The sequence below is a fragment of the Thermonema rossianum DSM 10300 genome (assembly GCF_000426825.1).
Lineage (GTDB): Bacteria > Bacteroidota > Bacteroidia > Cytophagales > Thermonemataceae > Thermonema > Thermonema rossianum.
This window is the reverse complement of sequence record NZ_AUGC01000009.1, coordinates 105,285-126,403: the sequence shown is the minus strand read 5'-3', so window position 1 is coordinate 126,403 and position 21,119 is coordinate 105,285. Positions and strand designations below refer to the sequence as shown.

The window sequence follows — 21,119 nt, the reverse complement described above, 5'->3', positions numbered from 1 at the left end:
TTCATCATCATTCACTGAATCTTTAAACGCAAAACAAAAAACTATGAAAAAGACGCTTTTACTTCTTGTATTTGCGGTTCTGCCACTACGGAACCTTTGGGCACAATGGCAGTTGTCGGGCTGCGTGCAAGACGAAGAGGGCGGCTTGCCCTATGCTACGGTGCAGTTGACCGACTCGGCAGCGGTGAATTTATCGACGGCAGCCGATGAGCGAGGATGCTTTCAGCTGCAGGTACCTCAGCCGGGTGTCTATCATCTGTCCGTGAGCTACGTGGGTTATGAAGACTACTATCAGAAAATAGAAATCAGCGGAGCCCTCCGGGTGGAAGTGCGCATGAAAGCGGGCATGCAGCTGGAAGGGGTGGAAATCACTGCCTCCAAGCCTTTGATAACGCCGACAGCCGACGGCATGAACATGAGCTGGGCAAATACCGAAGCTTTGAAAGGGCTGACCACCCAACAGGCATTGGCACGGTTACCCATGCTGCGCAGGAAGGCAGACGGCTTGCCGGAGGTGGTGGGCAAAGGACGGACGGTGTATTATCTGAACGGCCGGCGCTCGTTCTTATCGGAGGAGCAGATAAAAGCCTTGCTGGAGAGCCTGCCTGCCGAGGAGATTGAGCGTGTGGAGCTGGTGCTGAATCCCGGTGCCGAGTATGATGAACAAGGCGACGTGGCTATTGTAAAAATATATTTGCGCAAGGGGGGCTTATATTCCCGCTATTATTTGAATGCATGGACAATGCAGAGAACCTTCAATTCGCAAGGCGGCGACATTACTTGGGCAAAACAAGGGAAATGGAACTCTACCTTGATGTTTTATGCCGGCAATGATATACAGTACCATATTGGCAAGGACAATATCATGGAGCAGGATGGAAGTGCTGCTTCTTATAACGATACACGATGGATAAATAGAAGGGGACTTGGCACTTCGCTTACTTGGATAGCTTCTCATAGCAAGCCCTCGGGGCAGGTGTGGGAGGTGCAGGCGTCCGGAAATTATAGAACCAACCGGGGCGCACCTTCCCGGGAGTTGAACAATTTCCGGCAAGAAGTATATACAGGCAATGGCGTGCAGACCGTAGCCCTGGGCAAGCAAGACAATTCCAAACTGGAGCGTGAAGGAGCGGGAACCTTGGGCGTGTTCTACGAGCAGCCTGTGGGCGAAGGAAAGCTTACGCTGAATACCGCTTTCAGCTACTACAAAAGCGAAAACGAAGGCATCATGAATTATGAGGATTATTTGGGCAACGATGACGAACGCCGGCGTCAGTATGTGGTTCAAACCATACGCAGCATATACAATAAAGTGGATTACCAACGCCCCTTGTCGGAAAAAAGTGTATTGATGGCAGGTGTTTACGGGGCTTATGCGGTGAACGGAAATGATACGCGTTGGTGGCAGTGGGCGCAATCGGGCTATGTGCCTGAGCCGGAAAACACCTTTGTTTACGACTACCGGGAGTATTACGTAACGCCTTACATCGGGTGGCAGAAGCAGTGGTCGGAGCGCTGGCAGTCGAAAGTGGGCTTGCGCGTGGAGAGCACCTTCAATGAAGGTTTTTTGGATGGCATGCGCAAGTTCGAAAATACGTACTTCAACCCGCTGCCGGATGTGAGCGTCTTGTTTGTGCAAAACGAAAATCATATATGGCAACTGCAGAGCCGGGGCAGCGTTCAGCGCCCTGCCTTCTGGGAGTTGAACCCCTATCGTTTCTACTCAGCGCCTAACTATTACATAGAAAACAATCCCTTTCTGCAGCCTTCTTATAGTATAAGCAATACTTTGTCACATGTCATCCGGCAAAAAATTGTTTTAGGGCTTTTGTGGAAATACGAGGGGCGGAAAAGTGCACAGATGCTACTGGAAGACGAGCAGGGCAACAATGCCTTTAAGCGCCTGAATGCCGCAGATTATCATATGTGGGCTATTTTCGGTGACTATACCGAAAGCTTTTGGCAAGGGCGGGGGCAACTTAAGCTCTATGCAGCAGGTGCGTTTTTTCAATATTTACCCTACAGTGCCTACAAGAGCATCATTTCGGATGCCCTCAATTTTACCTGGAACACATCGGGCACGCTTACTTTGGTGCCTGTTCAAAAAGAGGGCAAGGTGTTGAGTGTGGATATGGGAGCCGGTCTGAGAGGACCGTTTAACCAAATGAACATACAGATATCACCGCTCTTTTATTTCTATGTGGACGTTAACTACCGCTTTGGGGATTGGACGCTGAGCCTGACTTCCGACGACCTCGGAAGGAACTATATATACCGCTTGGAAACGAATATGTATTCAAGAATAACCGAGCAAACTATGTATCAAGATGCCCGTTATGTGCAACTGCGGGTGCGCTACACTTTTGGCAGCCGCATTGCCAACTCGCAAGACAGTCGTTTGGATAGGGGCGATATAGAGCAGCGTATGGGTAAGTAAGACCCCCACGCATAGTGGGTAATGAAAGCAGGTATCCTATTGCGGAGTACCTGCTTTCTTCGTTTATGAGCAAAAGAGTGGAAACATTGTAAATGTATCAAAAAACAAAAGCCGGAGTATAGCCTTACAACTGCGCTTTGATTTCTTTGAGTATATCACCGGCACCGGCTTGCAGCAGGCGTTCTGCCAACAGGGTGCCCGCTTCGGCGGGGGCATTGCCTACGGCTATCCGGTCTTGTATGAGTTTTTGCCCGTCGAGGCTTACAATGCCGCCCAACAATGTGACTTGCCCGCCTTCGTGAAATGCATGCCCGAAGACAGGCACACTGCAGCCGCCTTGCAAGCGGGCAAGGAAAGCACGTTCGGCATGCAAACAGTGGGCAGTGGGCGCATGGTTGACCGCTTCTATGACCACTTGGCGTAGGGCAGGCGCCAGCTCTTTGTGGGCTTCTATTGCCAGTGCCCCTTGCCCCACGGGCGGGGTGAATGTTTCAAGGTCGAAGCGGTGCACAATGAGCGTATCATAGCCCATGCGATGCACACCGGCATAAGCCAACAAGAGGGCATCACACAAGCCTTCATCCATCTTGCGGAGGCGGGTTTGCAAGTTGCCGCGTATATCCACTACTTCCCAATGAGGAAAAAAGCGGCGGATGAGCGCCCGGCGGCGTGTGGAAGAGGTGCCTACACGCAAAGGAGTTTGTAAAGAAAGGTTTTTCTGCCGGCTGACGAGCACATCATAAGCAGTTTCCCGTTCACTGAAGGCAATCAGTTCCAAATCGTCGGGAAGGGTAGAGGGCACATCTTTGGCACTGTGTACGGCAAGGTGTATGTCGCCGCTGCGCAGCATGGCTTCCAGCTCTTCGGTAAACACGCCTTTGCTGCCTATCTTCGACAGAGAGCGGTCCAGAATCTTATCCCCTTTGGTTTCGATGGCAACCAATTCGGCTTGTACCCCTTTTTGACGCAGCAGCTGCGCTACGTGTTCGGCTTGCCACAGTGCCAATTGGCTGCGGCGCGTGCCTATGCGTATGGTGTCCCCCATGAGTATGACGTTTGCTTTCTTTCTGCCAAAGCTACGAAAGCCCCTGCAAAAAGCGAAATGACAAGCATCAGGGTGAGGGCTCATAGGGCAAGCGGGGCAGCGGGCTGCGGGAGTAACTGCGGCGGGCACTTTCACCAAACCGGACACTAAACCCTATTTCGTGCACGTGCCCGGCAAGCGCTTGCGCGCCCACAGGGCTGCCGAAGCTATAAATGAAACGGTACCCTTCATAGTCGATACCGGCATGAAGAAACAAGCGGCTGTCGTTGCCGCCGTCTATGGGCAGCGATTCCACACTAATTCCTGCTTGCAAAGGCGAGAGCATGCCCCAAATGCCCACGTCCAGGCTTTGATAGGCAGCATAGCGGCGATAGCTTGCCCAAGGCAACAGTGCCGCTGTGCGGCGGTAGGCGGGCAGGTCGAGGCGTGCCCCTGCTTGTGCCTGCCAGTAAACAGGCAGCCGGTAGGCAGCGCCACTGCCCCGCAATAAGGCTTGGTTTAGATAGCGCGCCGAAGCACCTATCCAGAACGAAGGCGTGTGCAACAAGGTGGCGGCGTGCAGGTTCCATGCGTGCAAACGCTCATCGGGAAAGCTTTCGGCAGAAGCCTGCCCCGTATTGCCCCATATCGATAGTTGGTCGCCGAAGGTGTATTGCCCGAAACCATGCGTTTGCTGTAAATAACTGCCTTCAAGCGACAGCCGCCAAATGACACTTTTGTGCAAGGGCACAAAGTGAGTAAGCGACAGTGCCACGGCTTGTTGGCGGAAGCGCCCGCTACCGGCCTGTTCGAGCATTGCCCAGCTGCCCAAGGCAGTGCGTGCCTGTTGCCAGGTGTGCGCATACTGCACATACATGCCGGCAATGCCGCCTTCAAGGCGCGGGGCACGGTGGCGGTAGCTCATCTGTGCATGGTGGGCATGCGTGCCGGCTGCGGCTGCGGGGTTGTGCCACAGGCTTGCCTGCCACGGATAAGAAAAAGCCGTGTACTGTGCCCGGCAAGGGGCAGCGGCTATCCAACACAAAAACAAAATCAATAATCGTTTGGGCATAGGTCTGATATTGCTATTCTTCCTTCACGAAGTGCCGGCACCACAAGTTACATTTTTTGAAAAAGCCGGGGCAATCCACCGGACCTTTATTGCTAAATACTTGGGCTTGATGTATATTTGCCGGCAGTGTCCTATCCTAAATTGATTCTCAATGAAATATAAACGCATTCTGCTGAAGCTTAGCGGCGAAGCCTTAAGCGGCGACGACCCGCAGTATATTATCAATCCGGAGCGCTTGGAGCAATACGCCAAAGAAATTAAACGTGTGGTAGAAAGTGGGGTGCAGGTGGCTATTGTCATAGGCGGAGGCAACATTTACAGAGGAAGCGAAGCGGAGCGTTCGGGCATAGACAGAGTGCAGGGCGACTACATGGGCATGCTGGCAACCGTCATCAATGGCATGGCACTGCAAAGCGCCATTGAAAAGCAGGGCGTTTATACGCGTCTGATGTCGGGCATTCGTATGGAGCAGGTCTGCGAGCCTTTTATCCGCCGTCGTGCCATTCGCCATCTTGAAAAAGGACGCGTGGTTATCTTTGCCGCCGGAACGGGCAACCCTTATTTTACCACCGATTCGGCAGCCAGCTTGCGTGCCATTGAAATAGAAGCCGATGTGGTACTGAAAGGCACCAAGGTAGATGGCGTTTATTCTGCCGACCCGAAAAAAGACCTGACCGCTGTGCGTTTTACTTCCATCACTTTCGAAGAAGTATATGCCCGCGGTTTGAGTGTAATGGATTTGACGGCCTTTACCCTGTGTAAAGAAAACAACTTGCCCATCATTGTGTTTGATATGAACAAGCCGGGCAATCTTTACCGTTTGGTGCAAGGCGAAGACATAGGCACGCTCATTTCATCCGATTCATAATCAATGTTTTTAGTTTAAAAAAACGACAATCCTATGGAAGAAGAGATTTTAATGTATCTGCAAGATGCAGAAGAGCGCATGAAGAAAGCGCTGGACCACACCCAAGACATAGTAAGCAAAATCAGAGCGGGGCGTGTAACGCCCGAATTCTTGGAAGGCATTACCGTGGAATATTACGGTGCACAGGTGCCTTTAACGCAAGTGGCAAACGTCAACAGTTTGGATGGACGCACACTCAGCATACGTCCTTTTGAAAAAGGGCTTATCAACGATATAGAAAAAGCCATTCAAGCCAGCGACTTGGGCGTGAATCCTCAAAATAACGGCGAGAGCATCATCCTGGCTTTCCCCCCTCTGACAGAAGAGCGCCGCAAGCAGCTGGTAAAACAAGTGAAGCAGGAAATAGAAGAAGGTAAAATCAGTGTGCGTAACATACGCAAAGAAGCCAACAACAGCATCAAGAAACTGAAAGAAGAAGGCATCCCCGAAGACTCTATCAAGCGTGGTGAGGAGGAAGTGCAAAAGCTCACCGACAAATATGTAGCTAAACTGGATGAGCTGTTTGAGAAGAAAGAGCAGGAAATCATGAAGGTGTAGGGCGCACTGCCTTGAAAAAAGCAAAGGGACGGTTTAGCCGTCCCTTTTGTGCTTAAGCCCGTTGAGGGTTAAGCGTGCCACCGCCGGCTGGGCTGCGACGAAGCAGCAACATCCAGTTGTGGCAGCAGCTGCTCGAGCAGTTGCTCCAGAAGCTCTTTGTTTCTGCATGCACGTACCAACTCTATAATGCTTTCTTGCAATTCTTCAATATTACGGTCATTTTGAGCAGACTTATTACTTCTTTCCATAAGTGTATAGTTTTAAAGTGATTTAGGGTTGTTTATGTATTAAGACGTAATAGCAGCTCAAAAGTAACCGCTTGCCGGATACTTTTTTTACGAAATTATTCATTTAAAAGTTCTGAAATTGTAGCATTAAATTCTTCGCGCCAGCGCTCGTAATATTCGCCGGTGCCGGGTCCGTAAAATCCGGTGTGTATTTTTCTTACCTTGCCCTGCTTGTCTATGAAGATGGTAGTAGGAAACGACATCACATGGTTAAGCATGGGCAGCACGCGTGCGGCTTCGCCTTTGTCGTTGGTGCCTGCAATCAGAAAATCATAGTCGGCGCCGAAGCGTTTTTTTACACGCTCTACCATCCGTTTGGCATATTGAAAATCCGGCTTTCGCTCAAATGCCAGCGCGATAATGGCTATGTCCTTGTCTTTGTTTTTGCGGTACCAGTCTGCCAGGAAAGCGGTTTCATCCATACAGTTGGGGCACCAAGAGCCAAACAGTTGCAGAATCACTACTTTGCCTTGATAGCGCGGATCGGAAAGCGACACCAGGTTGCTGTCCAAGTCGGGCAAAGTGAAATCTATTTTGTCATAGCCTTCTTTGAGGTAGGTAAGTTCATAGGGGTTGCGCAGCGCGGCGCTGTCGTTGCGTATGGCGGTCCATGTTTCGTGGTAGTCCTTGCCCGACCAGAAGTCGCCTTTCAGCTGTGTGCCGTCTTCGCTGGTAGCTACAAACAAGAAGGCATGGTTGCCGTCGAAGGCAGACAGATAGAGCGCCTTGCCGGCAGCGTTGCCTTCCAGATAGCGATAGTCGCCGGTCTCGGTGAGAAAAGTGCCCGTAACTGCATTGCCACTTTGTTGGAAGATACCAACCGCGGGATAAGTGCTGCCATCCGGTTCCGTAAAGGTAACTTCCCATTTTCCCGAAAAATCAAAAGCAGGAGCCACGCTCATGGAGTCGGGGAAGAAACGGTAGTTTTGCCCGCGTACAGCAGTGAAAGGCACCGCTTTATCCGGGGCGTAAAACTTCACGAACTGACCTTCGAGCGTGTCGCTTCCGTGGCGTTTGCCCAAAAGGGCTGCATCGAAGATATGCAGCGGCATAATGACCGAATCGCCTTTGGTTTGTATGCTGTCAAGCAACAACTTTTCTTCACCGTTACGGATGAAAGCCTTGAGCTGCCCGTTCTCTTCAAATACTTCCATGTTGAAGGGCATGGCACCACCGTCGGAGTGCAACACGAAACGCCAGGTGCCGGCAAGGTTTTGTTCCGGGCTGTTTTCTTGTGAGCTGTCGCAGGCAAGAAGCAAAGTGGCGGCGATTAGCGCCATCAAGATGTTTTTTATAGTCATTTCCATAGTCTGATGATTAAGGTTTCACAAAGCAAAAATAAAAGGGCTGCTACAATAAAGTATTTCCACAAAGGTGTGGCAATAAACTGCGCACGGTATTGCTGCACCAAGGCTTGTTGTTCATTGCCGGCATATACATGCACATTGGGGAGCGAATCGGCGAGTGCTGCGAGGCTGTCCGCCGGGACTGTTTCCATGTCTGACTCTTCGGCAGGCACGTTGAAAGCCACCAATGCCAGGGTGTCGGCAGCATAGGTGAGGGCATAAAAGCCGGCTTGCAGGCTCTCTGTGGGCAGGTCAATACGCAAGCGCTTGCCCAGCAATTGCGGGGTCAACAGCCATTCTTCTTGTTCGCGTCGTAAACTAAGGGGGCGGTCGGCTGCCGGCTGCACGCCCACAGGCAACAACAGGCTGCGTTCGTTGCTGCGGTAGGCATAGAGCAATGCTCTTTGGGGAGCTGTTTGTGCCATACGGTACAATACAGGCACAAAGAGTGCATGTTTTACCAGACTGGTGTATTGACTTTGCAGAGGGGCGGCAAACACGTACACTTTGCCGCTTTGCAGGCGGTACATGCTGAGAAAAGCTTCGCCGTTTTGCATTTTCAAAATCGCATCGCCCCCCTTGCATATCCATAGAGGGCGTGCAAGAGGCATGACGGTGCTGTTGGTTTTCTTACTGAAAACGCCTTCAAAAAAAGGATGATTCAGGCTTTCGGCGCGCAGTTGCAAGCTGCTGTCGGGGGGGAGTGTGGCCGCCTGTGTCAGCTGAATGCCCCATGATGACAAGAAAGCCGGCGGTGCGCCTTGGGCAGGGATGAGTGCCAGGCTGCCCCCCTCTTCCACAAAGCGGCGGATGCGCTCTATGGGGGTTCCGCCCATGTTCGCATGGGTTTCCACGATGAGCAAATCAACCTCGCGCAGCTCATCTTCATTCAGTGTGTTGAATGTCTTGTGTTGCAGCTGTATTTGTGGCTCGGCATTGTAGGCTGCCATCAAATAAGGATTGGGCTCATTGCCGGCATGCAGATACAAGACCTGCAGGCGGCGCCGGGCATTGTAGCTGAAATAGTAGTCGTTATCGAAGGTGATGGGCGTGTCTTCGATATGCAACCTGCCGCGCAGCCAGCCACTTTCGTTGGAACTGAACTCGACGGAAAACGTACGGCTTTCACCGGCAGCCAAATCCACGCTTTTGCCGGCTATGGCGCGGTCTTGTAGAAAAAGCTGCACGGGCAGTTGTCGCACTTCGCGGCTGCTGTGGTTGCGTAGTTTGAAGTAAAGGGTGTTGGTGCTGTTGTTCTGAATAAAAGGAGCGCCCAGCCACACGCTGTCGATGCTGACATTGGCAACAGGTGCAGCCTGCAAAGGCACTAAATGGTAGTGTATGTCTTTTTGAAAAGTATATTTGAAAAGAGAGGCAGCGCTGTTTTTTTGAAAGTCGCTGAACAAAAACAAATGGGCACGCGCATGAGGTAAACGCTTGCGAGCCAGCTTTTCCTGCCGGCGCAGTACGTCACCAAGCGCAGGGCGGTAAAGGCTGAAACGCATGGCGGCCAGTGCTTCGCTCAGCTCATCGGCTTCATAGATTTGGGCTTCACGGCTGTCGAAAGCGTTACTCAACAGTTGAAAACGCCCTCCGGTATTCAGGCTATGGCTGAGTGCCGTTACTTGTTCCTTCGCTTGTGTAAGCAGGTTGAGGTCGCTGCCCACGCCGGGGCGTTGCATGCTGTAAGAATTGTCGATATAGAAACTGTGAAGTGCTTGTCCATGTCCACTTTCGGCGTATTCGCCGGGCAATACGGGGCGGGCAAATGCCATCACAAGGGCTGCCAAAAAAAACATACGGCACAACAACACAAGCCATTCGCGCAGTTTGCGCATGGCTTTGGTTTGGGTTTCGAGCTGCTGCAGGTAGCGCACATTGGTGAAATAGACCTTGCGCGGACGATGCAGGTTAAACAAATGCAGAGCAAGGGGTATAAGCAGCAGGGCGAAAGCCCACAAAAAAGATGGATTCAAAAAGGTCATACCTTTGTCTTTTTAGCATTGGCAATACGTTCTTGCCACAGTTGTTTAAACGAGCGTGGTGCCACTTGTATGGGGGTGTGGTAGCGCCCCCAGCTGTCTTTAAATACGCGACGCAATACGGTATTTTTAATGCCGGCGCCCCACATATCTATGAGCCGGCGGTTAAGCATGGCTTTTTTCCACAACTTGAAAGCCATGCGTTCGGCAAAGGGCACCAGTTTCTTTTCCACGGCGCTCTTCCGGTTGAGCAAAAGCAAGTCATGAATTTCTATTTTTACCGGGCACACGCTGCTGCAGGCACCGCACAAAGAGCTGGCATAGCTTAGGTGCTTGTAGTCTTTCATGCCTTTGAAGTAGGGGGTAATCACCGAGCCTATGGGACCGCTGTAGGTGCTGCCGTAGGTGTGTCCGCCTATGTTTTTGTAAACGGGGCAGGCATTGAGGCAGGCACCGCAACGAATACAGTGCAACGCTTGCCGCTTGGCGGGGTCTGCCAGCAGTTCGGTGCGCCCGTTGTCCAACAGAATCACATACATTTCTTCGGGTCCGTCGCTTTCCTTACTTTGGCGGGGTCCGGTAATGACGCTGTTATATACAGTCAGGTGTTGCCCGGTGCCGCTGGTAGCCAGAAGAGGCCAGAAGAGGCTCAGGTCTTCGAGGCGGGGCAGCACTTTTTCCAAGCCCACAATGGCAATATGCACTTTGGGAAAAGTAACCGACAGGCGGGCATTGCCTTCGTTTTCGGTGATGGCGATGCCACCTATATCGGCAATGATGAAATTGGCGCCGGTAACGCCCACGTCGGCCGATACGTACTTTTCGCGCAGCAGGCGCCGTGCGGCATGTGTGAGCTGTTGCGCGTCATCGGTGGGTTCCATATGCAGTTTCTCGGAAAACAAACGGCTGATGTCTTCCTTTGACATGTGCATGGCGGGGGTTACGATATGGTAGGGTTTTTGCCCTGCCAGTTGCACAATGAACTCGCCCAAGTCGGTTTCATATACATGCACCTGACGCGCTTCCAAGAATTCGTTTAATCCGATTTCTTCGGTAGCCATCGATTTGGACTTGACCACTTCTTTGGCTTGGTGCTTCTCGAATATCTCTGCGATATATTGCAGAGCGGTTTTTGAGGTATCTGCCCAGAGCACTTTGGCACCACGCTTGGTGATGTTTTGTTCAAACTGCACCAGGAGGTCGTCGAGGTGGGCAATGGCTTCTTGTTTAATGTAAGCAGCCCGGCTGCGCGCCAGTTCATGGTCTTTATATTGCTGCAAGCCCTTTTGCACGGCTTGCTCATACTTGCCCATGTTGAAGCGTATGGTCCGGCGGTGCTTTTCGTCGAATACCTTGGCTTCGGCTTCTTTTTGGAAGCGGCTGAGTGTTTTGCTCATAGTTGTGATAGTAACTTTCAAAACAAAGTTAAAAAATAAAACAGCTCTTTGTGTCTCGTTCTGTCGAGTGAAACGAAGTGTAGCGAGATATCCCGTCAATCCAAGTTTGCTTCTGCCTTTTGTCGTGTCGAACGAAGTGAGACATCTCGTCAAGTCAAGTTTACTTCTGCTTTTTGTCATCTCGAACGAGCAAAGCAAGTGAGAGATCTCATCAAGCCAAGCCGCAAGAAGCAAAAAAGATTTCTCGCTGCGCTCGAAATGACAAGAAGGGAACTTCAAAAGAGTAGAGTGATACAAGCATAAATAAAATGCCAAAATAACCCGTTTTCTTTTTAAAAAGAATGATAGTCATTATCTTGGAATAGGAACAACACGTATCTGCTCTTTGTAGCGACCTTAAAAACGCCTTTTTCTTTCATGTTTATATGAAACCTTTAGGTTGCCACAATTACTTTGTTTACATTACCACGAACAAAAGCAAGAAAGTTTTATATGTAGGTATTACGAACGATTTACGCAGGCGCCTTTATGAGCATAAGCTGGATGCTTACACTACCAAAAGTCATTTTACCGGGAAATATAATGCTTACTTTTTGGTTTACTGGGAAAGGTTTGAGTACGTAGAACACGCCATTGCCCGTGAAAAAGAGATTAAAAAATGGCGAAGGGCAAAAAAGGAAGCTCTTATTAACTCTTTTAATCCGGAATGGCGATTTTTAAATGATGAGATTTGATAAACAAGGCTGATTCCTATCTATTGGCAATGCTTTGTGATGTATTAGCATCTTTTGTCATCTCGAACGAGCAAAGCGAGTGAGAGATCTCATCAAGCCAAGCCGCAAGAAGCAAAAAAGATTTCTCGCTTGCGCTCGAAATGACAGGAAGGAAGAACGAAATAGCAAGAGGAAAGCTTGAAGCGGTAAAGGGAGTATTTCAAAATCACAAGAGGTATTTAGAAATGATAGGTAAGGCATAAAAAGTAACAACGAAGGATTAAAAGATGAAAAGAAGATGTAAATGTCTTTTTGTCGTGTCGAACGAAGTGAGACATCTCGTCAAGTTAAGTTTACTTCTGCTTTTTGTCATCTCGAACTCGCAAAGCGAGTGAGAGATCTCGTCGAACCAAGCCGCAAGAAGCAAAAAAGATTTCTCGCTGCGCTCGAAATGACAGGAGATGATGCTCGAGATGACAGTGGGAAAAAATGAAATAATGGAAGGAGGGCGTGAAATAATGAGGGGGAAAAAAAGAAGTGAAAAAGCCCCCGGCTTTGGGGGCTATGTTCTACTAAAATTGTTTGAGCACTTGCCCTACGCGATATACTTCCTCAAAGGTGTTATAAAGAGGTACGGGGGCTAAGCGTATCACGTTGGGTTCACGCCAGTCACCTACTATATGGGCGGCCTGCAGCGCATCGAATACTTTTTTCCCGTCGCGGTGCACGTAGATCGACACTTGACAGCCCCGGGCTTCGTAGGAACGGGGGGTAAGTACCGTGAGGTTGTCGCTGCAGTAGTTGTCTATGAAAAATAGCAGATAATCGGTCAGTTTTTTGCTTTTTTCGCGCAGGTGCTCAAAGCCCGCTTCTTGGAATATTTCCAAAGCAGCCTTATGGGCAGCCATCAGTAAAATGGGCTCATTGGCTACCTGCCATCCCTCGGCAGTGGTGATGGGTTTGAATCCTTTTTTCATCAAGAAGCGCTCTTCTTCGTTGTGTCCCCACCAGCCGCCAAAGCGGGGCAAATCGGCATGATGATGCTTGCGATGCACAAAGGCACCACCTACGCCACCGGGGCTGGAGTTCAAATATTTGTAAGAGCACCATACGGCGAAATCCACATCCCAGTCATGTAAGCGGAGAGGCACGTTGCCTACGGCATGGGCCAGGTCGAAGCCTGCCATTGCGCCTGCTTCATGGGCGGCAGCCGTAATTCGTTCCATATCGAACACTTGCCCGGTGTAGTAATTGATGCCGCCGAAGAGCACCAATGCCAAGCTATCGCCTTCGCGGCGTATGGCTGCCTCTATGTCTTCGGTGCGCAGGAAAGTTTCGCCTTCGCGAGGGGCTACTTCCACAATGGCTTCTTCGGGCTTGTAGCCATGGAAACGCACCTGTGTTTCTACGGCATACTGATCCGAGGGGAAGGCGCCCGCCTCCATCAGCACCTTGAAGCGCTTGCCTTGAGGGCGGTAAAACGACACCATCATGAAATGCAGGTTGGACGTAAGGTTGTTCATGATGGTGACTTCATCGGGGTGGGCGCCCACTATGGGGGCAAGCATGGGCTGCAGCGCCTTATGGTAGTCGAACCAGCGGGTTTCGCCTTCAAAGTGCCCGTCGACGGCCAGGGTGCGCCAGCGTTCCATCTCTTGCTCTATGACACGGGCTGTCCGCTTGGGCTGCAGCCCCAACGAATTGCCACACAAGTAGATGATTTCTTGTCCTTCGCGGCGTGGAATATGAAACTCTTCCCTGAACCGGCGCAAGGGGTCCCGGCTGTCCATTTGCCGTGCAAATTCCAAACTGTCTTCCATGGTGATTGAGGATATGCTATGACTCATATTCGATTTATGATTTAAGTGCAAGGTGTTTTTAGTTGTGTCCGTCCTGTAGTTTTTCGTTTAGCTCGCGCAATACTTGGTTGTGTGCCAGCGCTTCGGGCTTGAGCTGCTCGATATACTGCGAAAGTAAGAATGAATCTTCCAGGTTTTCAATTTGATAAACCTTGGAAGTAAGTTCATCCAACAACATGAGGTTTTCGACCATCAGGCTGTCTTCTTCGCTGCTTTGCAGGGTTTCTTGTTTTTTGAGGTTGCGCACCTGAATGGCTTTTAATTTGCCCGCCACTTCTTTAAGTTTTTGCTGTTGTTCTACCTCTTTGCGTTTTTCTGTAAGCACCTGAATGACACTGTCATAGTAAGCCAAGCGTGTTTTGACGATTTCCATATTTTCGCGGCTTACCTTGATGAGCTCTTCTGCCACTTGGCGCGTTTCTTCACTTACGTTGGCTTGTGGGTGGTCTGCATAAAAGGCAATGGGGTGTTGGCCGCGGCGGTATATCCACAGAGGCTGTGAAGCTTGCTTGCCCTCTTGAAGGTAGATGGGTTGATAGGCTGTCCGGTATGCTTCAAAAAGGGCGTCTTCCAGTTCGCGCATAATTTGCAAGTCTTGCTGCTTATGCTCTTGTATTTTGCCGATAAGGTAGTCTATTTTTTCCACGCGGTTGGTGCTGTGCCACTGCAAGGCGCGATAAAGGCGCTGCAGAAAGTCCCCAAATTGGCCGGCACCAAAGCGGGAAGCCGAAATCTTGAGGGCTGTTTTTTCTTTGCTATGGCACAGCAGGATGCTATCGGCTTCCTGAATGACCTTTTGGGATAAACTGGGATAGCCAAACGGCAATGTTTTGTTGTCTTTTAAAATTTGTGCTTGCTTGATATCTGCCCAGTCGAAAAAGTATTTTTTTCCTATGATGCCTTCGCGCACGCTAAGCCCTTCGGCCGTAAGCTGCAGCTGCAGCCGTTTGAGCTGCATCCATACTTGTGTGCTGAACCAAGCGACACTACCCACACTTAGCAGTTTGACGAAAGGGCTACGGAAACGCCAAAATGCGAATAAAGACAAGCCAAGTGCCAGCCATTCAGCCCACCACCATGAAGGGCGCCTTTCGTGGAGCGTGAATTCATAGAGGGAAGGCTTGCCGGAAGCGTCTTTTTTGGTTTTGCGCAATATCATAGAAAGCACGGATTGTGTATATTTGTTATGTCTTGTGATGACAAATTAAACAAAAACGCCTGAAAATAAGTATCTACAAAAGGAACAGTTTCATAACCAAACAAAAGATATTTGCATATGAGCCACACACACAACGAGCCGTTGCTTTTAGAAGAAAAAAACCGCTTTGTACTTTTCCCCATCAAGCACCATGAAATATGGGAGATGTATAAAAAGGCAGAAGCCAGTTTCTGGACTGCCGAGGAAATAGACTTGTCGCAAGACTTGCGCGATTGGGAAAATTTGAATGAAGGAGAGCGCCACTTTATTTCGCATGTGTTGGCATTCTTTGCTGCCAGCGATGGCATCGTGAATGAAAACTTGGTGCTCAACTTCATGCGCGAAGTCACACTGCCCGAAGCACGTTGCTTCTATGGTTTTCAGGTAATGATGGAGAACATTCATTCCGAAACCTATTCTCTGCTTATTGACACCTATATTAAAGATAGTGCCGAACGCGAGCACCTTTTCAATGCCATAGAGACCGTGCCTTGCGTGAAGAAAAAAGCCGAATGGGCACTGCGTTGGATTGAAAGCCCCAATTTTGTGGAGCGTTTGATAGCCTTTGCGGCTGTTGAAGGTATTTTCTTTTCCGGTAGTTTTTGCGCCATCTTCTGGCTTAAAGAGCGTGGTTTGATGCCCGGGCTGTCGTTTTCCAATGAGCTGATTTCACGTGACGAGGGCTTGCACTGCGATTTCGCTTGCTTGCTTTACAATCAATACATTCAAAATAAATTAAGCCCGGAACGTGTGCTCGAAATCATCACCGATGCCGTGGCTATTGAAAAAGAGTTTATCACCGATGCGCTGCCGGTTGACCTTATCGGTATGAATTCCCGCCTGATGGCTCAATACATAGAGTTTGTGGCCGATCGTTTGTTGGTGGCGCTGGGGCAGGAAAAGCATTACAATGCTACCAATCCTTTCCCTTTCATGGATATGATTTCATTGCAAGGAAAAACCAACTTTTTTGAAAAAAGAGTATCGGAATACCGCAAAGCAGGGGTGTCATCCAAGAAAGATGATCAAAAGTTCACCTTAAATGAAGACTTTTAAATACACTTCCAACTAATTTGGCAAAAAGGCGTGGTCTTAAAAAGACCGTGCCTTTTTTTGTAGTAATCTTAAATAATTGTTAAGTTTTGGAATTTAATACGAAAGAAATTAGATTTGAATTGCATAAAAATATCAATCCCATGAGAAGAATAGTTGCATTATGGTTGTGTCTGCTGGCAGGGAGCGCCTGGCTTCCTTGTGCAGGGCAGATGAAGATAGACTTTCAGGAGTATGACTTACCCAATGGGCTGCATGTCATACTGTATCCACGCAACGACGTGCCGGTGGTGGCAGTCGGCATGATGTATCATGTAGGGTCGAAAAATGAAGACCCGGAGCGGACCGGCTTTGCCCACTTCTTCGAACACCTGATGTTTGAAGGTTCCAAGTACATAGAGCGCGGCGAGCTGGACAAGCTGCTCACGGAAGCAGGTGCCACCTATAACGCCAATACTTGGTATGATCGCACCTACTACTATGAAGTATTGCCTGCCAATCAATTAAACCTTGCGCTCTGGATAGAAGCCGAGCGCTTGCGCCATGCCAAAGTAGATATGAAGGGCATTGAAACGCAACGCGAAGTGGTGAAAGAGGAGCGCCGCCTGCGTGTGGACAATCAGCCCTACGGGCGCCTGGTAGAAGAAACCATGAAGCGGGTTTACAAAAAACACCCTTACCGCTGGCCCGTGATAGGCTATATGGAGCATTTGGAAGCCGCCAGCGAAGAAGATTTTAAAAACTTCTACAAGACCTTCTATGTGCCCAACAATGCTACTTTGGCAATTGCCGGCAATTTCGATGTGGAAGCAACCAAGAAAACCATAGAAATCTATTTTGGTGACATACCGAAGGGCAAAAAAGTGCCCCGCCCCAATGTGGAAGAACCGCCATTGGGGGGCGAAGTGCGCGACGTGGTGTATGACAACGTACAACTGCCGGCAGTAGTGCACGCTTTCCGCACCCCTTCCATCAAAGAGCCCGACTACTATGCAGTCAACATGCTGATGCAGTTGCTTTCACAAGGCGAGAGCTCTCGTCTGAGCCGTTATGTGAAGAATGAAAAGAGAAAAGCATTGGCAGTAGGCGCCTTCCCCTTTGGTTTGGAAGACAGCCCCTCGGTATCCATCATTTACGGAATTGCCAATGCAGGGGTCAGCCCCGAAGAGCTGGAAGCAGCTTTGGAAGAAGAATATGAGAAAATCAAGCGGGAAGGCATTTCCTTCCAGGAGTTTCAAAAGTTGCGTAACCAGCTGGAAACAGAATACTATACCCGGAACAGCACTATGGAAGGCATAGCCGAAAGCCTTGCCAATTATCACACCTTTTTTGGCGATGCCAATCTCATCAATACCGAAATACAGCAGTATTTAAAAGTAACCCCGAACGACATCAAGCGGGTAGCCAATAAGTATTTGGTGAAAGAAAACCGTGTAACCCTTTATTGGTTGCCTAAGTCAGAAGAACAATCTAAATAAGTAGCGCCATGAACAAGAAAATATTACTCTCATTGATACTGTTGAGCCTCTTTGGCACAGCTGTCTGGGCTCAAGGCCGGAAATACCCTACTACCCCCCCGAAAGCAGAGGGCTTTCCGCCCCTTCAGCTCAAGCCCTACCAGTCGTTTACTTTGCCCAATGGCTTGAGGGTATTTGTTATTGAAGACAAAACCTTGCCCAAAGTAACCGTTTACACTGCCTTCGACTATCCGCCTGTAAAGCAAGGCGACAAGGCCGGCTTCCTGGATATGTTTGGCGAGCTGATAATGGCGGGTACCGAAAAGAAAGATAAAGCCACAATAGATGAACAGATTGACTTTTATGGCGCCAATATCTCTTTCGGGAGTGACTACTTTTCGGTGTTTACTTTGAAAAAACACCTGCCTACCATTTTGGATCTGACCGCCGAAATACTGTTGAAGCCTACTTTTCCGGAAGAAGAACTGGAGAAAATTAGAGAGCGCACCTTGTCTAACTTAAAGGCTGTGCAAGATTCACCGGAAGCCATTGCCGATAATCTGCGGCGTCGCTTGTCGTTTGGCGACAAGCATCCTTATGGCGAGGTGGCAACGCCCCAAACTGTAAAGAACATTACCCGGGAAGATTTTGTGAAGTTCTATCAGACCTATTACCGCCCCAATGTCGCTTACATGGCATTTGTGGGTTACATTACCTTGGATGAAGCCAAAAGTCTGGTAGAGAAATATTTTGGTGCATGGGAAAAAGGCAATGTGCCTACCGAGTACTTGCCGGTGCCTCAACCGCCCAAAGCCACGCAAGTGGCTATTGCAGAAAAAGCGGGTGCCGTGCAAAGTGTTCTGCGTCTGACTTATCCTATCAAATACAACTTGGCAGACAAGAATTACTTGGTGGCACGCTTGGCAAACCAAATTTTGGGCGGCAATGCCAATGCGCGTCTTTTCCGTAACTTGCGTGAAGACAAAGGCTATACTTACGGCGCTTATTCCCGTTTGATACCCGACCGCTGGGCCGGCTATTTTATAGCTTCTGCCGATGTGCGCAATGCCGTTACCGATAGCGCCATGGTAGAAATGATTAAGGAAATGGAGCGCATGCGTAATGAAGTGGTGCCTGAAGATGAGTTGCGGCGTGCAAAAAATATCTTAATAGGCAGCTTTGCGCGCTCATTGGAGCGCCCCGAGACCATTGCGCAGTTTGCCATCAACACAGCCATCTATAACTTGCCGGCAGAATACTATACTACCTACATTCCGCGCTTGGAAGCAATCAAAGCCCAGGAAGTACAGTTCGTAGCAAGACAATACTTCCTGCCTTCCAATGCTTATATCATTGGCGTGGGCGATATAGATGTGTTGCAAAGCAAGTTGGCACGCTTTGGGCCCGTGAAACGTTACGACGCTTTCGGGAATGAATATAAAGGGGTTGACCTTGCCTCTTTGGAGGGTGTGAGTGTAGCTAGCGTTATCAATCAATACTTACGTGCCATTGCCGGTACCCGTAATATTAGCGACATACGCAGCCTGCAGCAAAATGTGAGCTTTACCATTCAAGGCTTGCAAATAGAGACTGTAACCGTACGCACCGCACAAGGCTTTGAAACAAAAGTGAAAACACCTTTTGGCTTGCAGCTTATTCGTTTCGATGGTAAAAAAGTATTAAACAAGACCCCGCAAGGCGAACGAGTAATAGATAACCCCGAAGATGAGGTATATAAGCGCGCCAAAGCCGGCACTTATGTGCTTTTAGAGCGTGATTACCAGAAGCTGGGCTACAAAGCTACCCTGACCGATGCTAAGACAATGGATGGAAAGGTAGTTTTGGAAATCACCTACGAATCGCCGGAAGGTGTCAAAGAAAAGCGTTACTATGACAAAGAAAGCGGACTGCTGCTGCAGACGATAGATGCTGACGGTACTACTGCGAAGTATTTGGAATATGCCGAAGTGGAAGGTTTTCAGTTGCCTGTGAAAGCAGAGCTTTCTTTAATGGGACAAACCACAGAAGCTACTATCAGCTATCAAATCAACCCGGATGTGACGATAGAGTCTATTCCTTAAAGGAAATAAGAAAAGAGTGATAAAAGCCGCTACATATCAGCGGCTTTTATATTTTTAAGGCAAAGTAAAAATCTATGGATTCAACTGTAACTTCCCGGTCGTCGATGAAACAACATGAAGCTACCGTACTGCCCGCGCTCTATGTTTATGGCTACGCAGCTTTGGCGGCTCTTCTGTTTTCTGTTGCATGGTATGTTCCTTATTTGCATATAAGCATCTTTTTTGCGTTCGTGCCGCTTCTGCGCCTGCTGCATGCTTATCGCATGAAGCTGCTTGGCGGCAAGCGGTTACTGGCAGCTACCTATCTTGCTTTTGCTCTTTGGAATATAGCAACCACCTGGTGGATATGGAACGCCAGTGCCGGCGGTGCGGTGGGGGCATGGCTGGCCAATGCATTGCTGATGTGTTTGCCGGTAGTGGTGACCATGTCTATAGCACGCAAAGCAGACCCGGCACGCATGCAGCTCACTTTTGTGCTGGCATGGCTCACTTTCGAATACCTGCATTTGAACTGGGAGCTCAGTTGGTCTTGGCTGCAGCTGGGCAATGCCTTTGCCTTAGTGCCGGCTTGGGTGCAGTGGTATGAATTTACAGGCGTTTTAGGGGGCACTTTGTGGGTACTGTTGACCAACCTGGTAGCTATGCGTATTTTCACGAGCCGGCTTGCACACAACCGCCGTGTCTATGCTTTCTATACCGCCTTGCTCATCTTGTTGCCCATAGGTGTTTCTTACTGGCTGGCAGCACGCTATGAAACAAAAGGCGAAACGGTAGAGGTAGTGGTGATGCAGCCCAACATTGACCCTTATCAAGAGAAGTTTCCCGACAGCCCCAACTTTATTCCTTTTGCTGAACAAATCCGGCGTTTCATGGAGTTGTCGAAACAGCAGATAACCCCCAATACCCGCCTGATTTTGTGGCCTGAGACCGCCATCGACGATGCCCTGTGGGAGGAAAACATTCATAACTATGCGGTCATTCGTCAAATCAAAAACTTTATGAGCGCCTACCCCCAAGCCGCATTGATTACAGGACTGACCACGGCTCGTTTTTACAAAAATGAGCTACCACCTGCCTCGGCACGTTATCAAGAGGGGTTGGGGTACTACGATGTGTTTAATACAGCCATGTTTTTAAAACAAGATACACTGGCTTTTTATCATAAGTCCAAGCTGGTGCCCATGGTAGAAGCCATGCCCTATCCGGCTGCTTTTCAGTGGCTTTCCAATTTAGTGATAGATTTGGGGGGCACTTCCGGCGGTTATGGCAAGCAAGCAGAGCGCACAGTATTCGCAGATGGCAATGCGCGCTATGCACCTATCATATGCTTCGAGTCGGTGTTTGGCGAATACGTGGGCGAATATGTACAGAAGGGTGCCAACCTGCTGTGTATCATTACTAACGACGGTTGGTGGGGCGACACCCCCGGTTACAAACAGCATATGCGCTATGCCTGTCTGCGGGCAATAGAACACAGGCGGGCAGTGGCACGCTGCGCCAACACAGGTATTTCTGCCTTTATCAATACGAAGGGCGAGGTGCTTCAGGCCACCCCTTATTGGGTGCCTGCTTCCATCCGCGATACCTTGATATTGAATAACGAGCTGACTTTTTACAGTCGCTACGGTGATTATTTAGGGCGTTTGGCTTTGTTTGTTTTGGCTGCTTTGTGGCTATCGCTGTGGGTGCGGCATTGGCGTTTGTCAGGCTTGATAAAAAAGTAGTTTTTGCAAGCAAACCAAAAGGCT

16 protein-coding genes are annotated in these 21,119 nt (G+C 49.5%); 8 read left to right on the top strand and 8 right to left on the bottom strand.

Translation table 11 applies throughout. The features are described from left to right. Positions 1-43: 43 nt before the first annotated feature. Positions 44-2,437, top strand: coding sequence for an outer membrane beta-barrel protein (locus K384_RS07800; protein ID WP_038031086.1), 2,394 nt, complete (start codon positions 44-46; stop codon positions 2,435-2,437). 124 nt (positions 2,438-2,561) lie between these two features. Here the strand turns inward: K384_RS07800 and hemC are convergent, their stop codons facing one another. Next, complete coding sequence (hemC, locus tag K384_RS07795; RefSeq protein ID WP_038031083.1) at positions 2,562-3,482, bottom strand: hydroxymethylbilane synthase; 921 nt, start codon at positions 3,480-3,482, stop codon at positions 2,562-2,564. 67 nt (positions 3,483-3,549) lie between these two features. After that, positions 3,550-4,533, bottom strand: coding sequence for a type IX secretion system membrane protein PorP/SprF (locus K384_RS07790; RefSeq protein WP_038031081.1), 984 nt, complete (start codon positions 4,531-4,533; stop codon positions 3,550-3,552). 151 nt (positions 4,534-4,684) lie between these two features. On the opposite strand from K384_RS07790, the gene pyrH reads away from it, so the two are divergent. Continuing rightward, positions 4,685-5,401, top strand: a complete 717-nt coding sequence (pyrH, locus tag K384_RS07785) for a UMP kinase (RefSeq protein ID WP_038031079.1) — start codon at positions 4,685-4,687, stop codon at positions 5,399-5,401. 33 nt (positions 5,402-5,434) lie between these two features. Next, the gene (gene frr / locus K384_RS07780; protein ID WP_038031077.1) at positions 5,435-5,998 is read left to right on the top strand and encodes a ribosome recycling factor; all 564 of its coding nucleotides are present in this window, start codon (positions 5,435-5,437) and stop codon (positions 5,996-5,998) included. 68 nt (positions 5,999-6,066) lie between these two features. Here frr and K384_RS07775 read toward each other — a convergent pair whose 3' ends face one another. From K384_RS07775 to K384_RS07760, 4 genes are all read right to left on the bottom strand, one after another. After that, positions 6,067-6,246 (bottom strand): hypothetical protein, encoded by a 180-nt coding sequence (locus tag K384_RS07775; RefSeq protein ID WP_038031075.1) that lies wholly within the window; start codon positions 6,244-6,246, stop codon positions 6,067-6,069. A gap of 95 nt (positions 6,247-6,341) precedes the next feature. Then, a complete protein-coding gene (locus K384_RS07770) occupies positions 6,342-7,592 on the bottom strand; it encodes a peroxiredoxin family protein (RefSeq protein ID WP_038031073.1) in 1,251 nt (416 codons plus the stop codon). Next, complete coding sequence (locus tag K384_RS07765; protein ID WP_038031070.1) at positions 7,583-9,616, bottom strand: BatA domain-containing protein; 2,034 nt, start codon at positions 9,614-9,616, stop codon at positions 7,583-7,585. Before K384_RS07765 ends, K384_RS07770 begins: the two co-directional genes overlap by 10 nt. Next, positions 9,613-11,010: a LutB/LldF family L-lactate oxidation iron-sulfur protein gene (locus tag K384_RS07760; RefSeq protein WP_038031067.1), complete on the bottom strand. Its 1,398-nt coding sequence runs from the start codon at positions 11,008-11,010 to the stop codon at positions 9,613-9,615. The genes K384_RS07765 and K384_RS07760 overlap by 4 nt, the downstream gene beginning before the upstream one ends. 425 nt (positions 11,011-11,435) lie before the next feature. Between K384_RS07760 and K384_RS07755 the strand changes: the two genes are divergently transcribed. Continuing rightward, entirely contained in the window at positions 11,436-11,744 is a 309-nt protein-coding gene (locus K384_RS07755; RefSeq protein WP_038031065.1) for a GIY-YIG nuclease family protein, read from the top strand. Positions 11,745-12,295: 551 nt separating this feature from the next. Here K384_RS07755 and kynU read toward each other — a convergent pair. After that, positions 12,296-13,570 carry a kynureninase gene (gene kynU, locus K384_RS07745; RefSeq protein WP_038031061.1) on the bottom strand — a complete coding sequence of 425 codons (1,275 nt, stop codon included), beginning with the start codon at positions 13,568-13,570 and terminating at the stop codon, positions 12,296-12,298. 31 nt (positions 13,571-13,601) lie between these two features. Continuing rightward, positions 13,602-14,741 (bottom strand): hypothetical protein, encoded by a 1,140-nt coding sequence (locus K384_RS13950; protein ID WP_038031059.1) that lies wholly within the window; start codon positions 14,739-14,741, stop codon positions 13,602-13,604. 117 nt (positions 14,742-14,858) lie between these two features. On the opposite strand from K384_RS13950, the gene K384_RS07735 reads away from it, so the two are divergent. From K384_RS07735 to lnt, 4 genes are all read left to right on the top strand, one after another. Further along, positions 14,859-15,836, top strand: coding sequence for a ribonucleoside-diphosphate reductase small subunit (locus tag K384_RS07735; protein ID WP_038031057.1), 978 nt, complete (start codon positions 14,859-14,861; stop codon positions 15,834-15,836). A gap of 140 nt (positions 15,837-15,976) precedes the next feature. Continuing rightward, the gene (locus tag K384_RS07730; RefSeq protein WP_038031056.1) at positions 15,977-17,311 is read left to right on the top strand and encodes a M16 family metallopeptidase; all 1,335 of its coding nucleotides are present in this window, start codon (positions 15,977-15,979) and stop codon (positions 17,309-17,311) included. Between the two features lie 8 nt (positions 17,312-17,319). Next, entirely contained in the window at positions 17,320-19,371 is a 2,052-nt protein-coding gene (locus tag K384_RS07725; protein ID WP_051633235.1) for a M16 family metallopeptidase, read from the top strand. A gap of 74 nt (positions 19,372-19,445) precedes the next feature. After that, on the top strand, positions 19,446-21,095 hold the full coding sequence (gene lnt, locus K384_RS07720) for an apolipoprotein N-acyltransferase (protein ID WP_245605292.1): 1,650 nt from the start codon (positions 19,446-19,448) through the stop codon (positions 21,093-21,095). Positions 21,096-21,119: the final 24 nt, after the last annotated feature.

Coding starts and splice junctions, on each gene's coding strand:
- K384_RS07790 (WP_038031081.1), bottom strand. CDS start 4,533: ATGCCCAAACGATTATTGATTTTGTTTTTGTGTTGGATAGCCGCTGCC.
- lnt (WP_245605292.1), top strand. CDS start 19,446: ATGGATTCAACTGTAACTTCCCGGTCGTCGATGAAACAACATGAAGCT.
- K384_RS07765 (WP_038031070.1), bottom strand. CDS start 9,616: ATGACCTTTTTGAATCCATCTTTTTTGTGGGCTTTCGCCCTGCTGCTT.
- K384_RS07800 (WP_038031086.1), top strand. CDS start 44: ATGAAAAAGACGCTTTTACTTCTTGTATTTGCGGTTCTGCCACTACGG.
- pyrH (WP_038031079.1), top strand. CDS start 4,685: ATGAAATATAAACGCATTCTGCTGAAGCTTAGCGGCGAAGCCTTAAGC.
- K384_RS07735 (WP_038031057.1), top strand. CDS start 14,859: ATGAGCCACACACACAACGAGCCGTTGCTTTTAGAAGAAAAAAACCGC.
- K384_RS07725 (WP_051633235.1), top strand. CDS start 17,320: ATGAACAAGAAAATATTACTCTCATTGATACTGTTGAGCCTCTTTGGC.
- K384_RS07775 (WP_038031075.1), bottom strand. CDS start 6,246: ATGGAAAGAAGTAATAAGTCTGCTCAAAATGACCGTAATATTGAAGAA.
- hemC (WP_038031083.1), bottom strand. CDS start 3,482: ATGGGGGACACCATACGCATAGGCACGCGCCGCAGCCAATTGGCACTG.
- K384_RS07770 (WP_038031073.1), bottom strand. CDS start 7,592: ATGGAAATGACTATAAAAAACATCTTGATGGCGCTAATCGCCGCCACT.
- K384_RS07730 (WP_038031056.1), top strand. CDS start 15,977: ATGAGAAGAATAGTTGCATTATGGTTGTGTCTGCTGGCAGGGAGCGCC.
- kynU (WP_038031061.1), bottom strand. CDS start 13,570: ATGAGTCATAGCATATCCTCAATCACCATGGAAGACAGTTTGGAATTT.
- K384_RS07760 (WP_038031067.1), bottom strand. CDS start 11,010: ATGAGCAAAACACTCAGCCGCTTCCAAAAAGAAGCCGAAGCCAAGGTA.
- K384_RS13950 (WP_038031059.1), bottom strand. CDS start 14,741: ATGATATTGCGCAAAACCAAAAAAGACGCTTCCGGCAAGCCTTCCCTC.
- frr (WP_038031077.1), top strand. CDS start 5,435: ATGGAAGAAGAGATTTTAATGTATCTGCAAGATGCAGAAGAGCGCATG.
- K384_RS07755 (WP_038031065.1), top strand. CDS start 11,436: ATGAAACCTTTAGGTTGCCACAATTACTTTGTTTACATTACCACGAAC.